This window comes from Vagococcus carniphilus (genome assembly GCF_014397115.1).
Lineage (GTDB): Bacteria > Bacillota > Bacilli > Lactobacillales > Vagococcaceae > Vagococcus > Vagococcus carniphilus.
The window spans coordinates 2,888,305-2,907,698 of sequence record NZ_CP060720.1 but is presented as its reverse complement, the minus strand read 5'-3'; the positions used below and the strand labels follow the sequence as shown (position 1 = coordinate 2,907,698).

General features: G+C 31.4%; 21 protein-coding genes. 15 read left to right on the top strand and 6 right to left on the bottom strand.

From position 1 onward, the window contains the following. Positions 1–87: 87 nt before the first annotated feature. Both H9L18_RS14150 and H9L18_RS14145 read right to left on the bottom strand, forming a co-directional pair. Positions 88–828: an ABC transporter permease gene (locus tag H9L18_RS14150; protein ID WP_126794363.1), complete on the bottom strand. Its 741-nt coding sequence runs from the start codon at positions 826–828 to the stop codon at positions 88–90. Continuing rightward, positions 815–1,543, bottom strand: coding sequence for an ATP-binding cassette domain-containing protein (locus H9L18_RS14145; protein ID WP_126794360.1), 729 nt, complete (start codon positions 1,541–1,543; stop codon positions 815–817). The genes H9L18_RS14150 and H9L18_RS14145 overlap by 14 nt, the downstream gene beginning before the upstream one ends. A 95-nt stretch (positions 1,544–1,638) precedes the next feature. Here H9L18_RS14145 and H9L18_RS14140 point away from each other — a divergent pair, with 95 nt between their 5' ends. From H9L18_RS14140 to H9L18_RS14100, 9 genes are all read left to right on the top strand, one after another. Further along, entirely contained in the window at positions 1,639–2,379 is a 741-nt protein-coding gene (locus H9L18_RS14140; protein WP_126794357.1) for a polysaccharide deacetylase family protein, read from the top strand. 12 nt (positions 2,380–2,391) lie between these two features. Next, complete coding sequence (locus H9L18_RS14135; protein ID WP_126794354.1) at positions 2,392–3,357, top strand: ABC transporter substrate-binding protein; 966 nt, start codon at positions 2,392–2,394, stop codon at positions 3,355–3,357. 118 nt (positions 3,358–3,475) lie between these two features. Next, positions 3,476–4,228 (top strand): LPXTG cell wall anchor domain-containing protein, encoded by a 753-nt coding sequence (locus H9L18_RS14130; protein WP_126794351.1) that lies wholly within the window; start codon positions 3,476–3,478, stop codon positions 4,226–4,228. A gap of 147 nt (positions 4,229–4,375) precedes the next feature. After that, positions 4,376–4,810 (top strand): LytTR family DNA-binding domain-containing protein, encoded by a 435-nt coding sequence (locus H9L18_RS14125; protein WP_126794348.1) that lies wholly within the window; start codon positions 4,376–4,378, stop codon positions 4,808–4,810. Beyond that, complete coding sequence (locus tag H9L18_RS14120) at positions 4,807–5,268, top strand: DUF3021 domain-containing protein (RefSeq protein ID WP_126794345.1); 462 nt, start codon at positions 4,807–4,809, stop codon at positions 5,266–5,268. Before H9L18_RS14125 ends, H9L18_RS14120 begins: the two co-directional genes overlap by 4 nt. Beyond that, positions 5,265–6,179 (top strand): ABC transporter ATP-binding protein, encoded by a 915-nt coding sequence (locus H9L18_RS14115; RefSeq protein WP_126794342.1) that lies wholly within the window; start codon positions 5,265–5,267, stop codon positions 6,177–6,179. The genes H9L18_RS14120 and H9L18_RS14115 overlap by 4 nt, the downstream gene beginning before the upstream one ends. Beyond that, positions 6,163–6,900 carry an ABC transporter permease gene (locus tag H9L18_RS14110; RefSeq protein ID WP_126794339.1) on the top strand — a complete coding sequence of 246 codons (738 nt, stop codon included), beginning with the start codon at positions 6,163–6,165 and terminating at the stop codon, positions 6,898–6,900. Before H9L18_RS14115 ends, H9L18_RS14110 begins: the two co-directional genes overlap by 17 nt. Positions 6,901–6,936: 36 nt before the next feature. Then, on the top strand, positions 6,937–7,833 hold the full coding sequence (locus tag H9L18_RS14105; protein WP_126794336.1) for a Gfo/Idh/MocA family protein: 897 nt from the start codon (positions 6,937–6,939) through the stop codon (positions 7,831–7,833). Between the two features lie 142 nt (positions 7,834–7,975). Beyond that, complete coding sequence (locus H9L18_RS14100) at positions 7,976–8,740, top strand: class I SAM-dependent methyltransferase (RefSeq protein WP_126794333.1); 765 nt, start codon at positions 7,976–7,978, stop codon at positions 8,738–8,740. 78 nt (positions 8,741–8,818) lie between these two features. Here H9L18_RS14100 and H9L18_RS14095 read toward each other — a convergent pair whose 3' ends face one another. Continuing rightward, positions 8,819–8,926, bottom strand: coding sequence for a putative metal homeostasis protein (locus H9L18_RS14095; RefSeq protein WP_126794330.1), 108 nt, complete (start codon positions 8,924–8,926; stop codon positions 8,819–8,821). A gap of 129 nt (positions 8,927–9,055) precedes the next feature. Between H9L18_RS14095 and rpsN the strand changes: the two genes are divergently transcribed. After that, positions 9,056–9,325 (top strand): 30S ribosomal protein S14, encoded by a 270-nt coding sequence (rpsN, locus tag H9L18_RS14090; protein ID WP_126794327.1) that lies wholly within the window; start codon positions 9,056–9,058, stop codon positions 9,323–9,325. Here rpsN and H9L18_RS14085 read toward each other — a convergent pair whose 3' ends face one another. Beyond that, entirely contained in the window at positions 9,326–10,258 is a 933-nt protein-coding gene (locus tag H9L18_RS14085; protein WP_185847493.1) for a helix-turn-helix transcriptional regulator, read from the bottom strand. 76 nt (positions 10,259–10,334) lie between these two features. On the opposite strand from H9L18_RS14085, the gene H9L18_RS14080 reads away from it, so the two are divergent. Further along, the gene (locus H9L18_RS14080) at positions 10,335–10,730 is read left to right on the top strand and encodes a GyrI-like domain-containing protein (protein WP_126794321.1); all 396 of its coding nucleotides are present in this window, start codon (positions 10,335–10,337) and stop codon (positions 10,728–10,730) included. A gap of 929 nt (positions 10,731–11,659) precedes the next feature. Here H9L18_RS14080 and H9L18_RS14075 read toward each other — a convergent pair. Beyond that, the gene (locus H9L18_RS14075; protein ID WP_126794318.1) at positions 11,660–12,316 is read right to left on the bottom strand and encodes a Crp/Fnr family transcriptional regulator; all 657 of its coding nucleotides are present in this window, start codon (positions 12,314–12,316) and stop codon (positions 11,660–11,662) included. 217 nt (positions 12,317–12,533) lie between these two features. Between H9L18_RS14075 and H9L18_RS14070 the strand changes: the two genes are divergently transcribed. Next, positions 12,534–13,736, top strand: coding sequence for an MFS transporter (locus H9L18_RS14070; protein ID WP_126794315.1), 1,203 nt, complete (start codon positions 12,534–12,536; stop codon positions 13,734–13,736). After that, entirely contained in the window at positions 13,737–13,916 is a 180-nt protein-coding gene (locus tag H9L18_RS14065) for a hypothetical protein (protein ID WP_126794312.1), read from the top strand. A gap of 42 nt (positions 13,917–13,958) precedes the next feature. On the opposite strand, the gene H9L18_RS14060 is transcribed toward H9L18_RS14065, so the two are convergent. After that, on the bottom strand, positions 13,959–16,727 hold the full coding sequence (locus H9L18_RS14060) for a polysaccharide deacetylase family protein (RefSeq protein ID WP_126794309.1): 2,769 nt from the start codon (positions 16,725–16,727) through the stop codon (positions 13,959–13,961). 104 nt (positions 16,728–16,831) lie between these two features. Between H9L18_RS14060 and H9L18_RS14055 the strand changes: the two genes are divergently transcribed. Then, positions 16,832–17,158, top strand: coding sequence for a nucleotide pyrophosphohydrolase (locus H9L18_RS14055; protein ID WP_126794306.1), 327 nt, complete (start codon positions 16,832–16,834; stop codon positions 17,156–17,158). A 131-nt stretch (positions 17,159–17,289) separates the two neighbouring features. After that, a complete protein-coding gene (locus tag H9L18_RS14050; protein WP_126794303.1) occupies positions 17,290–19,389 on the top strand; it encodes a BglG family transcription antiterminator in 2,100 nt (699 codons plus the stop codon). Positions 19,390–19,394: the final 5 nt, after the last annotated feature.

Sequence of the window (19,394 nt, the reverse complement as noted above, 5' to 3'; positions counted from 1 at the left end):
CTATTAGTTAAAACAGTATACCATGAATTTACTAGTATGTAAAACATAGTAGTTTGATAACCCCTCCTGAGAAAGAAGGGAATCTGATCAAAGTGAACGATAGGGCATCAATCTTTTTTCTAGCTCATCTAATAAAGTGAAAATAAAGAATCCCAATACAGCAATTGCTAAAATACCTACAAATAATTCTTCATAATCCATTTTTGTCCAGGCGCCCATAATTAAGTAACCTAGCCCGTAGGTTGTAGCGTAGTTTTCCGCAAAAAATAAAGAGGCAAGAGAAATAGCGACGCTTACTCGTAAACTACTAAATAAAGTAGGAATCAAAGCCGGTAATGTTACATAACGTAACTCTTGTAAGTAACTACTGTTATAGTCTGTCATTACTTGATAATAAGTCTTAGGGATTTGATTTACTCCATCTCGAATGGATAATAGAAGTTGAAGTGAGATAATTGAAAAAATAAGTAATATTTTAGATGTATTCCCTAGACCAAAAAAGATCATGAAAATTGGTAAGAAAGCTACTTTTGGTAATGGATATAAAAAATAAATTAAAGGTGAAAATAAACGGTTTACCTTTTCAAATCGTGCTAATAAAATCCCAAGTGGGACACTAATTAAGCTAGCTAATATGAGTGAGATAAAAATTCTTAAAAAACTAGCACCAGTATGTAGAAAAAGAATGTTCTTAATGTCCCAAGCTTTTTCTAATGAAGCAAAGGGATGTGGAATAGCTGGATTATTTGTTAATAGGAATAAAAGATACCAAAATAAAATAAATGAAACCATCCCAAGAAAAAAATTTAGCAGTTTAGAAGTTCTCATTGGATACCTCCTTAATTGTATTTTTCAATTTAGAGCAAAATTGATAATAAGCTAATTCATTAGAAGCGTTGCGCTGATTAAAAAAAGGATTCTCTATCATTTTAACTTCGTTGTTAGTAAAGACAATCAGCTTTTGGCCCAGATAAACAGCTTCTTCTATGTCGTGGGTCACTAAAATAATACCTTGGTGAAAAGCTTGTTGTTTTTCTAAGATAAAGGTTTGCAAGTTTTCTTTTGAGCCAATATCAAGAGAAGAGGTGGGTTCATCTAACAGTAAAAAGTGAGGAGAAGTAATCATTCCTCTAGCTAATGCCACCCTTTGTTTTTGGCCGCCACTTAGTTGATGAGGAAATTTATTTTCCAACTTCTCTAATTGAAAGTTTTGTAAACACTCAGCAATCAATTGCTTTTTTTTTGCAGATTCAATTTTTTTTATGGTCAAAGGCATAGCTAAAGCCTCTGTTACTGTTTGCCATGGAAAAAGATATAAATCCTGGAAAACAGTGATAATATCTGCTGAGGTGATTTTTTCATAAGTAATTGTTCCTGAAGTTGGCGTTAATTTTTTTTTGCATAAATTTAAAAAAGTACTTTTCCCGACGCCAGACGGACCGATAATACTATAAAGACATCCTTCATTTAAGGTTAGATTTAATTGTGATAAAATTCTCTTTTCTTGGTAAGAAAATGAAACCTGATCGAATATGATAGGCATAAATAAGCCTCCTTTTATTAAGTAACACGCATTGATTGTACACTTTTATGTTATACTATGAAAGGAAAATATCTGAAAAGAAAGCTGTGATAAAAATGTTTAAAACCTTAGTATTCCATGAAATAAGGCCAAAAGAAGAAATAGATTTAGGAATGAGACCGGTGATAGTCAAAAATGGTTACGTAGACCAGTTACCATTACCTTTGTTTAATTCAGTCTCTTCTTTTGAAAAAGAAATGACCTATCTAGTTGAATCGGGGTATCATTTTTTAACATTAGCTGAAGTGAAAGCTTTTTTTTATGAAAAGAAATCGTTACCAGAAAAATCTGTTTTAATAACATTTGATGATTGTTTCCAATCAATGAAGACGTATGCCTATCCAATTATTAAAAAATTAGAGATTCCTGTTACTGTATTTGTTGCAACGGGTTGGATTTTTGAAGAAACCAGTGAATACTCTGGTAAAGTATCAAAAGCATTAAGCTTTAAAGAATTAGATGAGATGAGTGATTATTTTACTTACGCCAACCATACCCATGATTATCATGAAAGAAGAGGAATAGAAGCTTCTAAATTAATGTGGGAAGATAAAGAGAATGTCGTTCAAGATTTAGAAAAATGTAATGAGTGGGTCAAAGAAAAAGATGTCTTTGCCTATCCGTTTGGTTTATATGATGCTGAGAATGTTTCGCTACTAAAAGACAATGGTTTTACATTAGCTTTTACAACGAAGCAGGGAGTGACAACTAGAGAAACGAACCCTCTTGAAATTGAGAGAACAGTTATCCCTTTTACAATGACTTTAGACGAATTTAAAGAATTAATGACTTATTAGGAGAGAAGAAGAATGAAAAAAATAATAGCAGCATGTAGTTTATTATTATTAGGTAGTGTGGTTTTAGGAGCTTGTGGCAATGATAAAAAACAGGAAACGAAAGAATCAGAACCAGTAGTTAATAAAGTGAGCGACAAAACATTAAATATAGGGATTTTACCAGCAGAGTCTGCGTTACCTATTATTCTAGCTAAAGAAGAAGGTTTCTTTAAAAAACAAGGACTTGATGTTGATATCAAAACTTTTTCTTCACCAAACGATAGAAATGTAGCCATTCAAGCAAAAGAAATTGATGGAACAATCAGTGATGTGATGACAGAAGCAACATTTAAGAAAAATGGTATCAATATGACGATTACATCTGGCATTTTAGAAGACTTTAAAGTTTTAACGTCTCCTCAATCAAATATTACAGATATTAAGAATCTAGGTGGTAAGAAAGTAACCCTAGTTCCAAATTTTATTTTAGAGTATATTATGGATGAGTTTGCTGCAAGAAACAGCTTTACTTATGAAATTGTTGATATCCCTTCATTTTCAGCAAGATCTGAAAGTTTAATGTCAGGGAAAGTAGATGCGGCAGTTTATACTGAACCTCAGGCAAGTATGTTGGCAGAAAAAGGAGCACATATTGTAGGAAGCTCTAAAGAAGCTGGCATAAAAGGTGGTACTATCCAGTTCATGGATACGATTATTAAAGAAAGACCAAATGATATTAAAGCCTTTTACAATGCCTATAATGAAGCTATTGAGTTTATGAATTCTCATGATGCTAAGGATTATGCGGCAACATTAAGTAAATATCAATTCCCAGAAGAAATGGCTGATTATATTAATAAGCAAAAAGAAGATTACCCACATGCTTCTCCAGTATTAGAAAATGATTTTAATAATATTATAAAATGGGCAATTAAGAAGAAACAAATTAATGAAGAGTATGCTTATAAAGATTTAACTAACTTTTCTTTCTTAAAATAAATAACTGAAGTTGTTCGTATATCAGGTGATACGGGCAACTTTTTTTGTTTGATATCTTATTATATTGATTAGATATGTTATAATTAGGTGACGAAATGATGAGAAAAGGAGAGACAGAATGAAGAAGATAGTAGTAATTGCTACGAGTATCCTATTTATGTTGGCTGCCCCAATCGTTTTTGCGGAAGAATCCGATAAAAATATATCAAATGAGTCTTCGATTGAAGAAACTACAACTATTAGTAGTGTTGATACTACTGAAACAGAGTCTAGTAAAAAAGAAGACGGAGAGTTATCCACCTTAAAATCAATAAAAATAAGAATGGTTCAAATTTACTTAGCTAATAATTATATTACTCAAGCAAAGCATGATGAAGTCATATCTAGAGTAAAAGAGGCTACTACTAGTCAAGAAGTTGAAGATATTATGAATGAATTGATTAGTTCAGTAGAAGAGTTGAGTGGGTTTACTTATGCTTTTTCAGAGAAGTATTATAACTTAGAAGCTAATATAGCTGCAGCGGTGGAAAAGAAATTAATTACTCAAGAACAGGCTCAAACCTTCTATGATCGTTTAGTAATTGCCAGTACTTTAGATGAATTATCAGCAATTTCTGCTGATTTCCACAAATTAATTGATGGTGGGACTACTGGAACAAGCTCAACCTCGTCTAGTACAACAAATTCAACGAGTGATTCTAGTAGCACGGCAGAAACAACGACATCAACAACTGTGTCAAAGGATTCTTCAGAAGCACCTAAAAAGAGCTTCTTACCTAAAACAGGTGAGTTGAAAAACGTCATGGGAATGTTTGCCGGTGTGTTTATCACTTTGTCAGCAGTAGGATGCTTGTTGATTAAACAAAGATAAAAGTAATATTAAAAGATTGCATTGGGTATTTTTACCTGAGATGCAATCTTTTTTTGCCAGTTATCATAAAAAAGAGACCACCTATCGAAAAACTAAGACAGGACTAGTTAAAAAAGATAAACTAGAAATAAGTTAGGAGTTGATAAGATGAAAGTTACATTTGAGATGAGTGATGCATATGATGAAGCATTGGTTCAGATATATGCTAACGCTATGACAGATCAAATTCGGGAGATTATTCAAATTTGTTCAGAAGAAACTCAAGGCACTCTATTTGGTTTTAAGAAGGAGCAGTTGATACCTATTCAAAAAGAAGAAATGGTTCGCTTTTTTTCTTTAGAAAAAAAAACGTATTGTGAAACAGAATCAGAAACCCTTCTTATTAAAGAAGTGCTATACAAATTAGAGGAGAGATTTACTCATATGATTCGGATTTCTAATAGTGAGATGATTAATCCTGATTTTATTAAAGATTTAGAACTTTCTTTAGCTGGAACCATTAAAGTTAATTTGAAAAATGGAGAGCAAACATATACATCTAGACGATACATGAAAGAATTTAAAAGGAGGTTAGGTATATGAAAAAAGTGATAGGACACGCGTTGTTTGGTATTCCGTCAGGTATTCTGATTGGTTTAGTAACATCACTTATTTTTTCGTGGCAAGCAGGTTATGGCATTTTTTATCCTGGCCCTCCAGCTTTTATGTCGCTTTTTAATAATGAATTAGAAGCACTAACAGCAGCATTAGTTCTTTGGAGTATTGTAGGAATGATGTTTTCGATTTCTAGTCTTATTTTTGAAAAGTTGGAATGGTCTATTTTAAAACAAACTTTTCTACACTTCTTATGTACCTATACAGGCTTACTTGCTTTGAATGTTTTCTTGAATTGGTTTGACTATACCCTAGGAAATGTTGCTGAATTTACATTAACTTTTATCATAATTTATGCCATTGTCTGGTCAGTCTCAATGCTTAGAGTGAAGCGAAGTTTAGATGAAATTAATCAGCAACTTAAGAAAGGGAGGAGAGAAAAATGAAATCAGTCATTGAACTGAAAAAAATTAATAAGCAATTTAAAGAGAAACAGGTGCTAACAGATATTTCTTTAAATATTGGAAAAGGCGAATGTGTAGCTCTTTTAGGAAAGAATGGAGCGGGAAAAAGTACTTTATTAAATATTATTCTTGGTCTATTTTACCCAACAACAGGCGAGATAGCTGTAAATGAAACGAAACAAGATATTGGCTTTCTTTCTCAAAAAACACAATTTCCAGATGATGTGACTGTTCAAGAGATGCTAGATTTTGTCTCTAGTTTTTCTAGCAACCCCTTAGATTCGAATGAAATAGATACAGTTTTAGGATTTGAAAAAAATAAATACAAACAACTTGTTTATACTTGCTCAGGTGGGGAGCAACGTTTGTTTGACATGTGTTTAGCCATTATTAACCGACCAAAGTTACTCATTATTGATGAACCAACATCAGGGATGGATACGTCAACGAGACAACATTTTTGGCAACTTGTTAAACAGTTAAAAGAAGCAGGTACGACTATTTTTTTTACAACACACTATATTGAAGAAGTTGATTATTGTGCGGATCGTGTCATTCTTTTGGATGAAGGCGTGATTCAAGCAGATAATACACCGTATCATTTGAGAACCTTGAATAAGAAAAAAGTTATTACTATTGAAAAAGAAATCTATCAAGAGTTTGAAGAAAGTTTAAGCAACTTAATAATCAAAAATCAGTTATCAATAACAACTAAAAATGACGTCTTAGTGATTATTTTTAAAAATGAACAGACAAATGAGGTTATTTCGGAGTTACTTCAAACAGGGATTCCATTTGATAACATTGAAATTACCAATACATCGTTATTAGAAACTATTTTTCAATCTGGAATAGACAAAGAAAGGAGTGAGGTAGATGCTAGCACTAATTAGAATTGAAGCTAAACGGATGAGCCGAGATAAGACTACTTTTTTAATGAGTATTGGAATGCCGATTTTTTTCTATCTTATTTTTACAGCATTAATTCAAATACCTGAGAATTATCAAGCTGCCTTTTTTAAAGAGTATTTGATGTCTATGACAGCTTTTAGTTTATGTAGTTTTGCATTATTCACCTTTCCTTTTGATATCATTCAAGATCGTAAAAATGGTTGGCGAATGAGATTGACTCATGTTAATTTAAGTTTTATTGAAATTTATACAGTAAAGATGGTTAAAATGATTGTTATGTATGTTGCGGCAATTATTTCAGTCTTTTTAGTGGGAAAAGTTGTTAGAGGAGTGGAGTTAACTCTTACGCAGTGGTTTGTTTCAGGATTTGTCTTACTTTTAGGAGGTATCTTATTCTTAGGAATAGGTGCTATTCTGAGTTTTTTCAAAAATGAAAAAACGGCCTCTATTTTTGCTAATATTATGTATCTAGGGATGTCTGCTTTAGGAGGCTTATGGTTTCCGACAGATCAGTTTCCTGAATGGTTACAGCCTATTTCAAAACTGATGCCAACCTTTCAATTTAGAGAACTGGCGGTGGGATATATCAATCATGGAAAAGTTCCAGTAGCTTCCTTTGGCATTTTAGCTGGTTATAGTTTATTCTTTTTATTGTTAGCTAGTATCATTAATAAAAAACAAAAAGTTGATATCAGACAATAACATATAGACTTTTATGAAAGAAAGGAAATAACTAAAATGAAGATAGGTGTCATAGGATTAGGAAACATTTTTCAAAAAGCATATTTACCGATTCTTTCTAGTAATCGAAGCGAACATACTTTTTATTTTGCTAGCCAAAATGAAAAGACAAAGGAAAAAATAAAGGAAGCATATGGTTTTGATCATTTTTTCAATTCTTTAGAAGAACTTTTAGAAATAGGTGTTGAAGCCTGCATGATCCACTCAGCAACTGTCGCTCATTATGAGTTGGCCAAAAAATGTTTAGAATCAGGTATTCATGTGTTTATAGATAAACCTTTAAGTGAAAATTATGATGAAACAAGAGAGTTAATCGAACTGGCTGAAAAGAATAATTTAATCTTAATGCTTGGCTTTAATCGTCGCTTTGCTCCAGGAGTTGAATCAATCAAAGAGTTGTCTAACAAGCGTGTCATTACGTTAGAAAAAAATCGGATTTTTGAAGAGTATAGTCCGGGGTTTGTAGTATATGACTTACTACTTCATTTAATTGATACAGCTGTTTATTTAGTAGATAGTTCAGACGTTAAATTGGTCTCTTCAACGCTTAAAGGTGGCGACGTATTAGAATATGCGACTGTCCAATTAGAGGCTGATGATACGACTGTTTTTATTTCAATGGATATGAAGAGTGGTGCCAATACAGAGATGTATAGAGGTACTAGCCAAGAAGGAATTGTTACGGTGACTAATTTAGTTAATGTGACACATCAAAAAGAAGGTACAGTGACTCAATTACCTCAATCTGATTGGGCAACGACTCTTTATAAAAGAGGATTTGACTCAATGGTGACAGAGTTTTTTGAAGCGTTAGAAACAGGCAATAGACGTCAGTTAAAACAAGAACATGTTTTATTGAGTCATGAGATTTGCCAACAGATATTAAAGGCATAAGGAGTGAATGTAAATGGTGTTTTGGCGAGGTAGCTACTCGATATAGCTGAAATTAAGATAGGCACTATATCGAGACAATTTTTTTCCCTATCATAAGTAGGCTATATCGATATCTTAATAAAAAAATTAAGGAGATGTAGCAATGGATCAAGAAAATAGATTAACAAGCTGGTTGGAAAGTGAAAACAGACAAAAAAGTTTTGAAGGCTGGGACTTTTCTAGTATACAAGAAAACTTTTGGCAGGAAGAAACATCTTGGGATTATACTGAAATAGTTAGACATTATTTAAAACCTGATATGAGGTTATTAGATATGGGAACAGGTGGAGGCGAATTATTAACTCATTTTTCTCATCCCTTTCATCAAACAAGTGTGACAGAAGGCTGGGAAAAGAATTACCAGCTACTACTAACGACACTTGCTAAAAAGGGAGTAGAGGTAAAATTTGTTAAAGAAGATGATCAATTAGATTTCTCAGATAATCAATTTGATATCGTGTTGAATTGTCATGAGTCATTTTCTTTAGATGAGGTTAAAAGAGTTCTTAAGCCAGGTGGCCTTTTTATAACGCAACAAGTTGGTGATTTAAATGGTATTAACTTAGCCTCACGGTTGATTCCTAATTTTGAAAAGAAAGACTTTAACCTTCATTTATCGTCAGTTGTTAGAGAATTAAAGAAGCGTGACTTTGACATACTTGATCAATACGAATCTTATCCTAGTCAAAAATTCTTCTCAATGGATGCTCTTATTTATTATGTTAGAACGATTGAATGGGAATTTCCTGGATTTTCCGTTTTAACGCATCAAAAGGAATTAATTGAGTTAGAAGAAGAACTAAAAAGAGTTGGTTTTATCTATAATCAAGAACACCGATTTTTAGTAAGTTGTATTAATCAGAAATAAAAAAAGTGAGTCATTTTTTGATGGCTCACTTTTTTATTAGGTGAAATAATTGAGAATATTAGATAATGGGAATTTCAATTATTTTCCTCGTTTAAATTCTTTAATAATTTTAAGCGCTCTTTTTCTCGTCTTTATGTTAGGACTTTTTAAACGTCTGTAAGCACTAGAAACATCTTGTTTTTCCATTTGAACATAACCTCCTGAAAAATAATAAGTATGATAACTTGTGTTTTACTAAAAAATCAGTTAAAATACAAAACGTAATTATTACGATTTACCACTTTTATATTAAAACAAATTTTTGGAGGAATTACAATGGCTAAAAAAGCAAAAATAGAAAAAATGAAACAACAGCAACAATTAATTGAGCAATACCGTGAAGAACGAGCACTTTTAATTAAAAATAAAGATTATGAAGGTTTAAGAAAGCTACCGATTGATTCTAATCCTAATCGCCTAAAAAATAGAGATTTAGAAGATGGAAGACCACGTGGTTATATGAGAAAATTTGGTTTGTCTCGAGTAAACTTTAGGGAACAAGCTTTATTAGGCAATATTCCAGGTGTAAAAAAAGCGAGTTGGTAATTAGTAGTTATCTAGCATATGTTGTAAATGAACTTTGAAAGAGTCAACTAAGTCAGTAGGAAAAAGCAGGGTTAGTCCAGGACCAAATGTTAAAAAATAGTTGAGAAGAAAAGGTAGTTCCTGTTGGTTATAATGGCCGACAAGAAAATAGTCTTCTTGTTTTTGAATAAGCTGAACAGCATCGTATTCTCTATTCTTAAACAAAGGTACATGAGAATCTTCTAGTTTAGCAATAAATTTTAATGGACGGTTCTCTCTTTTTTCTACCATGTACTGATTTAATAGTTCTTCTAAACCTGTATTTAAAGGCTCAATATCACTGATTGTCATTTCTTGAATGAAATCACAACGAAACTTTCTAAATTCTTTTTTATCAAAATCCCAAGCAAGGAGATACCACTCACCAAAATTCATGAGGAGCTGGATAGGTTGAATAAGTCTATTGTCTTTTTTATAGCGTGTATAAAGAATTGAGATAGCTTGTTCCTCCCAAATGGCTGCAAAAATTTGAGGAAGTAATGGGCAAGAGTGACCAGCAGAAACTCCTTCAAACACGATAAGTTGATCTAGCTCATGATAACTATCGTGATTATTAGGAGGTAAAATATGTAGTAATTTTTGTTTCAACTCCTGATAAGAATGATTAAAAGGTGTGTTAGATATACTCCTTAATAGTTGGAGTGAAAGAAAAATAGAATGCCATTCCTCTTGATTAAGGTAAATAGGTGGAAGGCTACAACTTTGTAAGACATGGTAACCGCCGTACCTTCCTTTATCGACATATATAGGAGCACCTAACGATTCTAATTCTGTGATGTCACGAAGAGCAGTTCTTTTTGAGATGGAAAAATGTTCCATTAAATCAGTTAAGTTAAATTTTTTTCTTTGATTAATAAAGAAAAGTTCAGCAACGAGTCGTTCATTCTTTTTCATAAATTCTCCTAAAGGTGCCTCTTTTTGGCACTTTTGTATTTTATAGTAAGAGTATAACATGGAGGGGGAAATGAACATGAAAGAACTAACTCAAAAAGAGAAATGTATAAAAGGATTAAAGATTAGAACGGATAATCAAAGCATCAATGAGATTATTGGTTTGTGGCAAAAGGTGCCAGAGATGGAGCTGTCAGGAGAAATATTTGCCGTTTATTCCAATTATGAAAGTGATCATACGGGTAAATATGATTTATTAATTGGAAACTCAGAGTCAACAGAAGAAAATCAAGTGATAATAAACAAAGGTAAATATTTAGTTTTTGAGTTGCCAAGTGCTTTACCTGAAAAAATAGGGGAAGTATGGCAGAAAATTTGGTCAGACGAATCTATCTATGAGAAAAGATTGTTTACGACTGATTTTGAGCATTACTTAACAGATGGTAGTGGAAAGATTTATTTAGCTATTAAATAAAATAAGAAGGTTGTGATTTTTTTATCATAGCCTTTTTTTGTTTCTTAAAAATCGCATGAAAAGGTATTTAAAAGCCAATAACTCTTGTTTTGTTTATTAATAGTCTTTTAAAAAGACAAAAAATAAAATTTAATCCTAAAATAAATCTATATACTAATAGAAGTAAGGGATGGCTATTTTGTTTCTATGTAGGGGATAGGGGTAGAAACAAATAGGGGTGAAATTTCTTTTTACCGTATCTATTTAGGGTTTTTGGGGAAACGGGGAAACTAAACAAATGTGGAACAAAAGAAATTTATTAATCTGAAGCACTACTTTTGGGGAAAAGGAGTGCTTCTTTTTTTGTTTTTTTAAACAGCGTTTTTGTGATTAAAGATTCTAATTGTTAATAAATGTCCTTTTAGTCTTTTAAAAAGACAGAAATCGACATTTTTATGGTTAGGAAAAAAGTATACTAATAGGTGTAAGGGACATCACTTTTGTTTTATGTAAATGGGGAAAATGGGGATAAAGCAAGAGTAATATGGGGATTTTATAGATAAGTCATTATTAGATAAGGGATGCTTGGGGAAGCTGACAATAAATATCTATAATTTATAAGAGGTTAAAAACACCACTTTTTATACTAAAGTGGTGTTTTTAATTATATAAGTTATTTTTAAAAGTTATTTTTTATCTTAAATGTCTTTTAAAAAGACAAGATATTAAAAATTTTTAGATGATATTTAGCTATACTATTAAGTGTAAGGGATGTTGTTATTGCTTTTCTAGGGGGAAAGAAAAGCAACACAACATAAAACTTTCTACTTAACCTATTTCTTTATTGTTGGTAAGTTGGGGAAAATTAAACAAATATTTTAAACTAGAAAGTTTATAAAAAAAGAAGGGCTATCAAATGCTAAACATTTGATAGCCCCTTGCTTTTTGGTTTAAAAAATAATGTTCTCTTTAATGAGTTCTAAGTCTTTAATTAAAAACTTTCTTTGGTGGATTTCTATTGCACCAGCATCTTTAAGTTGTTGGATCATTCGATTAACACTACTTGCAGATGTGATACCACAGAAATGTGCAATCTCTTCATTAGTCACAACAAAATCAATTAGAATACCATTTTTAACGGGTACGCCAAAAGTATCATAAAGTTCATAAATTTGAGTACATACAGCACCAAATTTTCCGTTCATCAGCATTTGTTGCATTTTTTTCATGGAATGAAGTAGCATAATACGGTAGTAATCTTTTACATATGTTTGGAGTTCTCTGTTTTGATTAATATCTTTCCAGAATTGCACACGGTCTAGTTGGTAAAGTTCGGCTGTTTCAGATTCGATTCGAATATTGAAAGGTGCATCAATAAACTGAGAGTATTCATCTTTAACAAGAGAAACAATTTCCAAACCCTTAATGTAGCGTAAATTGAACTCTCTGCCATCTCTTGAGATGACGCTCGTTTTGATAATCCCATCTTTTAATACGTAAGCATAACGATCTTGTAAGCCTTCATAAGTTAAGTATGACTTTCTTTTTTTGGTGACAATTGGAAAGGCATGATTGTTCAAGTAATCTTGTAGCACATGGTTTTCCATGAGGTGAAACGCTCCTTTTAAATTGAAATAATGGTGAACTGTCTAAATCTTTACTTATTTAATATTATACGACATTTTGAAACAACAACAAATGTATATGTTTTTTGTTGAAAAAATTTGTTAAAAACATTTTTTTGACACAAAATCACATTTTTTTATGACGATTATTCGCTATATTTATTTTCAGGAAGTATCATGAAAGAAAGTAGGAGTAAGGATGGAAAATCATCAAAAAGAAAAATTATTTAATAAGGGATTTATTAGTATTACCCTAATCAATTTTGTTGTGTATTTGGTTTATTATTTGTTAATGGTTATTATAGCAGTCATTGCACAAGATAATTTGCATGCCACATTAGGTCAAGCCGGTTTAGCATCTGGTATTTATATTATTGGAACGTTACTAGCACGTCTTTTTATGGGGAAAACGTTGGAATTAATTGGTAGAAAAAAAGTGTTACGATATGGCTCATTGTTTTATTTAGTTACAACAATTGCTTATCTTTTTATTCCTAATATGGGAGTTATGTATTTAGTTAGATTGTTAAATGGTTTTGGTTACGGTACTGTATCTACCGCTACAAATGCGATTGTTACAGCTTATATACCTAAATCAAGACACGGTGAAGGGATTAATTATTACGGTTTAAGTACCAGTCTTGCTGCAGCAATTGGGCCATTTGTTGGTTTAGTATTATTAGATAAAACAGACTTTAAGTTTATTATCTTCTTTTCAATTGTACTGATTTTATTAACAACAATTGCTTGTTTAATTTTCCCAGTAAAAGATATTGAAATAACGAAAGAACACAGAGCCTTATTATCTTCTTGGAAATTAGATAGTTTTATTGAAAAGAAAGTTTTATTTATCAGCTCAATTGGTTTCTTGATGGGTGTTTCTTACTCAAGTGTTTTATCTTTTCTAGCTTCTTATGCTGAAGAGTTAAATTTAACCGTTTATCGTTCATTCTTTTTTGTGGTGTATGCTTTAATTATCACATTTACAAGACCCCTTACAGGAAGAATTTTTGATAGTTACGGAGAAAATGCCGTGATGTATCCAAGTTATATCTTTTTAACGGCAGGTTTAGTTGTCCTTAGTTTTTCAACAACTGGTTGGGTATTTTTATTATCAGGTGCTTTAATTGGGCTTGGTTATGGAACATTCATGTCAAATGGACAAGCAGTCTGCTTAAAAACAAGTGATAGCCATAGAATTGGTATTTCATTATCCACTTATTTTATCGGACTTGATTTAGGATTAGGGATTGGACCATACTTACTAGGAGAACTTAGAAACTTTTTATCTTTCCAAGAAGTTTACTTAGTTGCTGCAGTATTGCCTGTTCTATGTATTGTTTTATATGGCTTGTTCTATCAAAAAAGCTTAAATTATTTCAAGGTAAATGAGGTAAAATAAATGACAACAGACGAAAGAATACTGACTTGTTTAGAGAATACATTAAAAAAAATGGATGAAATAAGCCAACAATTGTCTAAAATTGAAACAAGTACAGATGGATTAAATCAAAAACAACATCAGATGGAAGAACATGTTGTTCGGTTAGAACGGATAACTGAAAATAATAATATTATGTAACAAAAAAGGAGTGTGATATAAAAAATCACACTCCCTTTTTGTTTAATATCTCACTGAACGGTATTGACTGAAATAGCCATTTAATGGGCGTTCTCCCATTTCATATAATTCATCAATTGTTACAAATTGATAGCCTTTTTGTCTTAGGTTATCAATCATTTGCGACACTGAGTTAACAGACGGTTGGTGAATATCATGGAGTAAAATAATTGCTCCGCTATGATGATTGTTATTCACTACATTGTTAATCATATATGGATTTCTTGATTCCCAATCTCTCGTGTCAATACTCCACATAATTGCTGGTTTTGAAACAACATTTGAAACGTAGCGGTTGATTGCTCCGTAAGGTGGTCTAAAGGTTTTTGGTAACTTACCAGTTGCGTAATAAATTGCTTTGTCAGTTGCTCTCATTTCCTGTTGGATTTGATTGGTTGAAAGACCTGTCAATTGTGGATGAGAATAACTATGGCTACCAATTTGATGACCTTCATTAGCAACACGTTTGGCAACATTTGGATTGGCATTAACAGCATTTCCTACCATAAAGAAACTTGCTTTGACTTTCTTTTGCTTCAAGATATTGAGCAGTTGAGGCGTTGTATAAGGATTTGGTCCATCGTCAAAAGTTAAAGCGATATATTTTTGGTTTCCTTTAAGTTTAGGAATAGCTCCTTTAATCTGATCAGCTGGTAGTAAACGATAATTAACTCCAGGAGCGATTTCTTTAGCCGTTAATTTAACGCTATCCATTCCTAGACCACGTCCTTTTAGGGAGACAACAAAGTGGTTATCTCTAAAAGTGATTTGATTTCGGCTGATTGTTGGCATACTTAAAACCTTATCAATAATTGAACTTGGTCGATTAGTTGAATCAAGTATCTTTTGTTGCGTAATTTGGTGAACTGCAAGTAAACTTTCTGTATTAGGAATTAATTTATTCATATCGTAATTTTGAGCAGCGTTCACATTAATATACCCAACCCACGTATTACCGTTATAGACAGTATAGTAACTTGAGCCGTTAAAATGATAATAAATACCGCGAGCCTTAAGTGTTTTTCCACTTACTTTGAAAGAAGTATTTTGTTTTTTCCAACTGAAATCTCGCCAAATAGGGTAATTACTAGATGAGAAAGTAACGTTTTTCCAGTAAGAATGATAGATCCCTTGACGTCCTTCAGCTAGTGTTACTCCATTTTTGTTGACATAACCAAGCCATTGATTTTTATTATTGTAAAGTGAGTAGTAGGCTTCGCCATTGTAATGACGATAGATTCCTTTGGCATGAAGCGTTTGGTTACGATAATTTTTAGTCGAACTCTTTTTCTTCCAATCAAAGTTTTGCCAAATCGAATAATTACTTGTTGTCACAGAAACATACTTGTTAAAGTTTTGATAACTTCCTTGAGGACCTTTAGCAACTGATGCAGCGTTTTGGTTAATGTATCCTAACCATTTACCTTTGTTATCATAAACACTTAGGTACTTACTGCCGTTAAAGTGATAGTAGATACCACGGGCCTTAAAAGTTTGATTAACGACACTTGAACTTGACCCACGTTTACTCCATTTGAAACTATTCCAAAAATCGTAGTTTTTACTTTTGATAGTGACAAATTTATTGTAAGAATAGTAACTACCTTGAGCACCTTCAGCTATAGTAGTGCCATTAGCGTTGATATAACCAAGCCAATTGTCTTTATTGTCATATAAGGATAGGTACTTTTCACCATTAAAATGATAGTAAATACCTTTAGCGATTAGAGTTTGATTGGCATATTTACCAGCTTTGGCTTTTGATTTCCATGCAAAATTTCCCCAAATATCATAATTTTTCTTTGTTAAAGTAACGTATTTTCCATATGCTTGATAATTACCTTGTTTATTAGGTGTTAAGTTAACATCTTTTTGATTGATGTAACCTATCCATTTGTTCTTTTGGTTAAAAACTGAAAGATAATTTTCACCATTTGAATGGTAATAAATTCCTTTAGCTAAAAACGTTTGATTGAGTAAATTAGATGTATTATTTTTCTTATCGAACTCAAAGTTTTGATAGACATCTTTATTTTTTTCAGAAATATTGAGATAACTACCTAGAGATTGATAAGCTCCTTGTGCATTTTCAGTTTCACTAGCCTCTTTTTTATTAATAAAGCCAATTATCTTATTCTCAGTTCCAACTAAAGAAAAATAAGTATCTTCATTAATCGTAAATTCTTCTTGAACCTTCAACGTTTTATTTTTAACTAATGACTCGTCTACTTTATCTTCCAGTTTCATATCTTTATAAACTGCTATGTTAGGCGTTTTATCTGTTATTGTAACGAATTTTTTTGATTCAGTTCGATCAATTTTATTGATTTCGATAAAACCTTCTTGGTCAGAATCACTGAAAAAATGATAAATCGACTGATTATCCAATGTATACAAATCGACAATTTTAACTAGTCTGCTAGTAAGGTTATCTATTTCTTTTGGATTCGTACCATCTTTTGCATCCTCAGCCGTTTCATAATAGAAGGTTTCGCCTTTTGAGAGAACACCATATTGCTCAGGATAAAAATGTTGAATGCTATCTATTGTTTGAAGATTTTTTAAAGGCATTTCCTCTGTATTTTTAGTGGTTTCTGCTGATGAAGCAGTCATCACTTCCTCACTAGTACTACTAGATGTGATACTTTGAATGTCACTACTACTAATGATATTTGAGGAAACTACGTCGCTTGAATCTTCAGCAAGCGCAATTGTTCCCATGATTCCTAACATGCTACCAACAATTAGAAAACTAAACCAATTCTTTTTCATTTCTATGATCCTCCTTTTTATGATATGTACAATTATATTATAACAATTATGGTGAATTATATCTAAAAAATAATGATACAATATAGACTGTCAGGAGGGATAATATGGACAGTATGTCTAAAGTAAAACAATTCAGAGAAGAACGGGACTGGCGACAGTTTCATAACGAAAAAGATTTAGCTTTATCTATTTCATTAGAAGCAAGTGAACTTCTAGAAATATACCAATGGAGAACACCAGAAGAAGGAAATGAGGATTTAGAGCATATTAAAGAAGAATTAGCAGATGTTCTAATTTATTCTTATATGATGGCTGATAATTTAAACTTAGATATTGATGATATAATTGCAGAGAAGCTGGTAAAAAATGCTGTTAAGTATCCAGTGGAAGCTTGTTTAGAGAATAATAAGAAGAGAAGAAGGAATAGGTGAAACTTGTAAAAGCAATAGAAAAAATAGATAATTAATATCAGTGTGCATATTTTTTCCAGTAGTTAAGGAAAGGATATGTACTTTTTTTTTTGAAAACGCAATCATATAATCAAGGAAAGGGGATAGTTATTATGAAAGTAAGAACAATAAAACTTTTAAAAAAAATATTGTCTAGTTCATATCCAATTAGCATAAAGAGTTTAAGTGAATATTTTAATGTGAGTACAAGGACAATTCAAAATTTGATAGGTGAAGCGAATGAGTATTTAGAAACATTGAATTATGGACTAATTAAAAATATTAGAGGTAAGGGAGTGTTCATAGAGGTTTCGCTAGAGGAAAAAAATGAAATAGTAAAAAATATTTTTTTAGATGGCTACTTTTTTCTAGAAAAAGAAGAAAGAGAATTAGATTTGTTGTTATCTATAGCGTTTTCTCAAGAACCTATTTTTTTAAACAAAAAAGAAAAAGAATATTTAGTTTCAAAAAGTACTATGGATGATGACATGCGTAAATTACGAAAGAAATTGTCTAAATATGATATTGAAATTATTAGTAATGGTAAACATGGGTGTATTTTTGAAGGTTCAGAGCGTTCGATAAGAATGATGCTGTTTGATTTTATTAATAAAGAAATAGGAACAGTCGAATTAACAAGAAAAACAAGAGCACAATTATCCATAAATCAGCAAATTTTAACTAAGTATATTGATGATGAAGAATTTGAAATGCTATTGAATATTCTAAAAGAATTCTTCAAAAACATGGATGACGAAATGTATAAGAAACAAATTTTATTATTCACATTAATTTGGGTGTATAGATTAAGAAAAGGAAATTCTGTTGGTTCGATGAGTTTGGAAAAAATGGAAGAATCTAATCAAAATAATGAGATAGAGGAATACATCTTACTGGTCATTGAATCGTTTGAACTAGAAGTAAATCAGATAGAGAGTAACTATTTAAAGTTCATAATAATGTCATTGAATACTGAAAGTTTAGATAATTCTATCAATTGGGTAAATACACAAATAATAACGATTGGATTGATGAAATATGTAGAAGAGGTAACGGGAATACCTTTTCATAAAAAAGAAGAAAAATTATATGAATCTTTGTATAATCATGTTTCATCTATGATATCAAGAGTAAAAAGTGGTGTTCAAGTTTTCAATCCGATACTAGAAAGTATTAAAAATAACTATAGTGAAATCTATAAAGCAGTAGAAGATTTTGTCCCACAAATTGAAAGTTTAATTGAAGTTGAAATATTGGAGAGTGAAGTATCGTTTCTAGCAATTCATTTTTCGACAGTTTATATGCATTTAAGAGAAGAAAGTTCGTTAATATTCAAAAGTGTCGTTGTTTGTAACCATGGTATAGCAACAAGTAATTTATTGGCCGCAAGTTTAAGGAAATGGTTTCCTGAAATTGATGTTGTAGCTGTTATTGGCTCACAGGATTTGTTTTTGATAAATAAATTAGATGCTGATTTAGTATTTTCAACTTATCCAATAGAGGTTAGGGATAAACCTTTACTGGTTGTAGATCCAGTGATTACTGAAGATAACTTGGTCCCGATTAAAGAGTTTTTAATGGATAACAATCAATTTGGTAGATTAAAAATAAATAACAGTGATTATACAGAAATGTTTAATGAAATCATTTCTGTAATTAATAGAAATAATCAAACAGTTAATGTAGCTGATTATAATTATTTAAAAGAATTATTTAGAAATAACAGCTTAAAAATAAATTTAGAGGAGATTCAACCAATGCTAAAGGATAAGTTAAAAGATAACAATATTATTATGAATGGAGTTGTTAATAGTTGGGAAGATTCAATAACAATGGTATCTCAACCTTTGTTAGAAGAAGAAGTTATCGCACCAAATTATGTAGATGCAATGATTAATTCAGTTAAAGAGCATGGTCCGTACATTGTTATAGGAAAACATTTAGCTTTGGCGCATGCAAGGCCAGAAGATGGTGCTAATAGTTTAGGAATAAGTGTTTTAAAATTAGCAAACCCAATTGAATTTGGTAATGAGGAGATGGATCCTGTAAAACTTGTTTTTTGTTTAGCAGCAACTGATTCTTATTCACATTTGAATATTATGAAAGAATTGGTTTCATTAATTAATGATGAAACGAGATTGGAAAAATTGGCAGCAACTGATTCAAAAGAAGATTTTAAAAACATATTATTTGAAGAAAATTTAAACAATTAAATAAG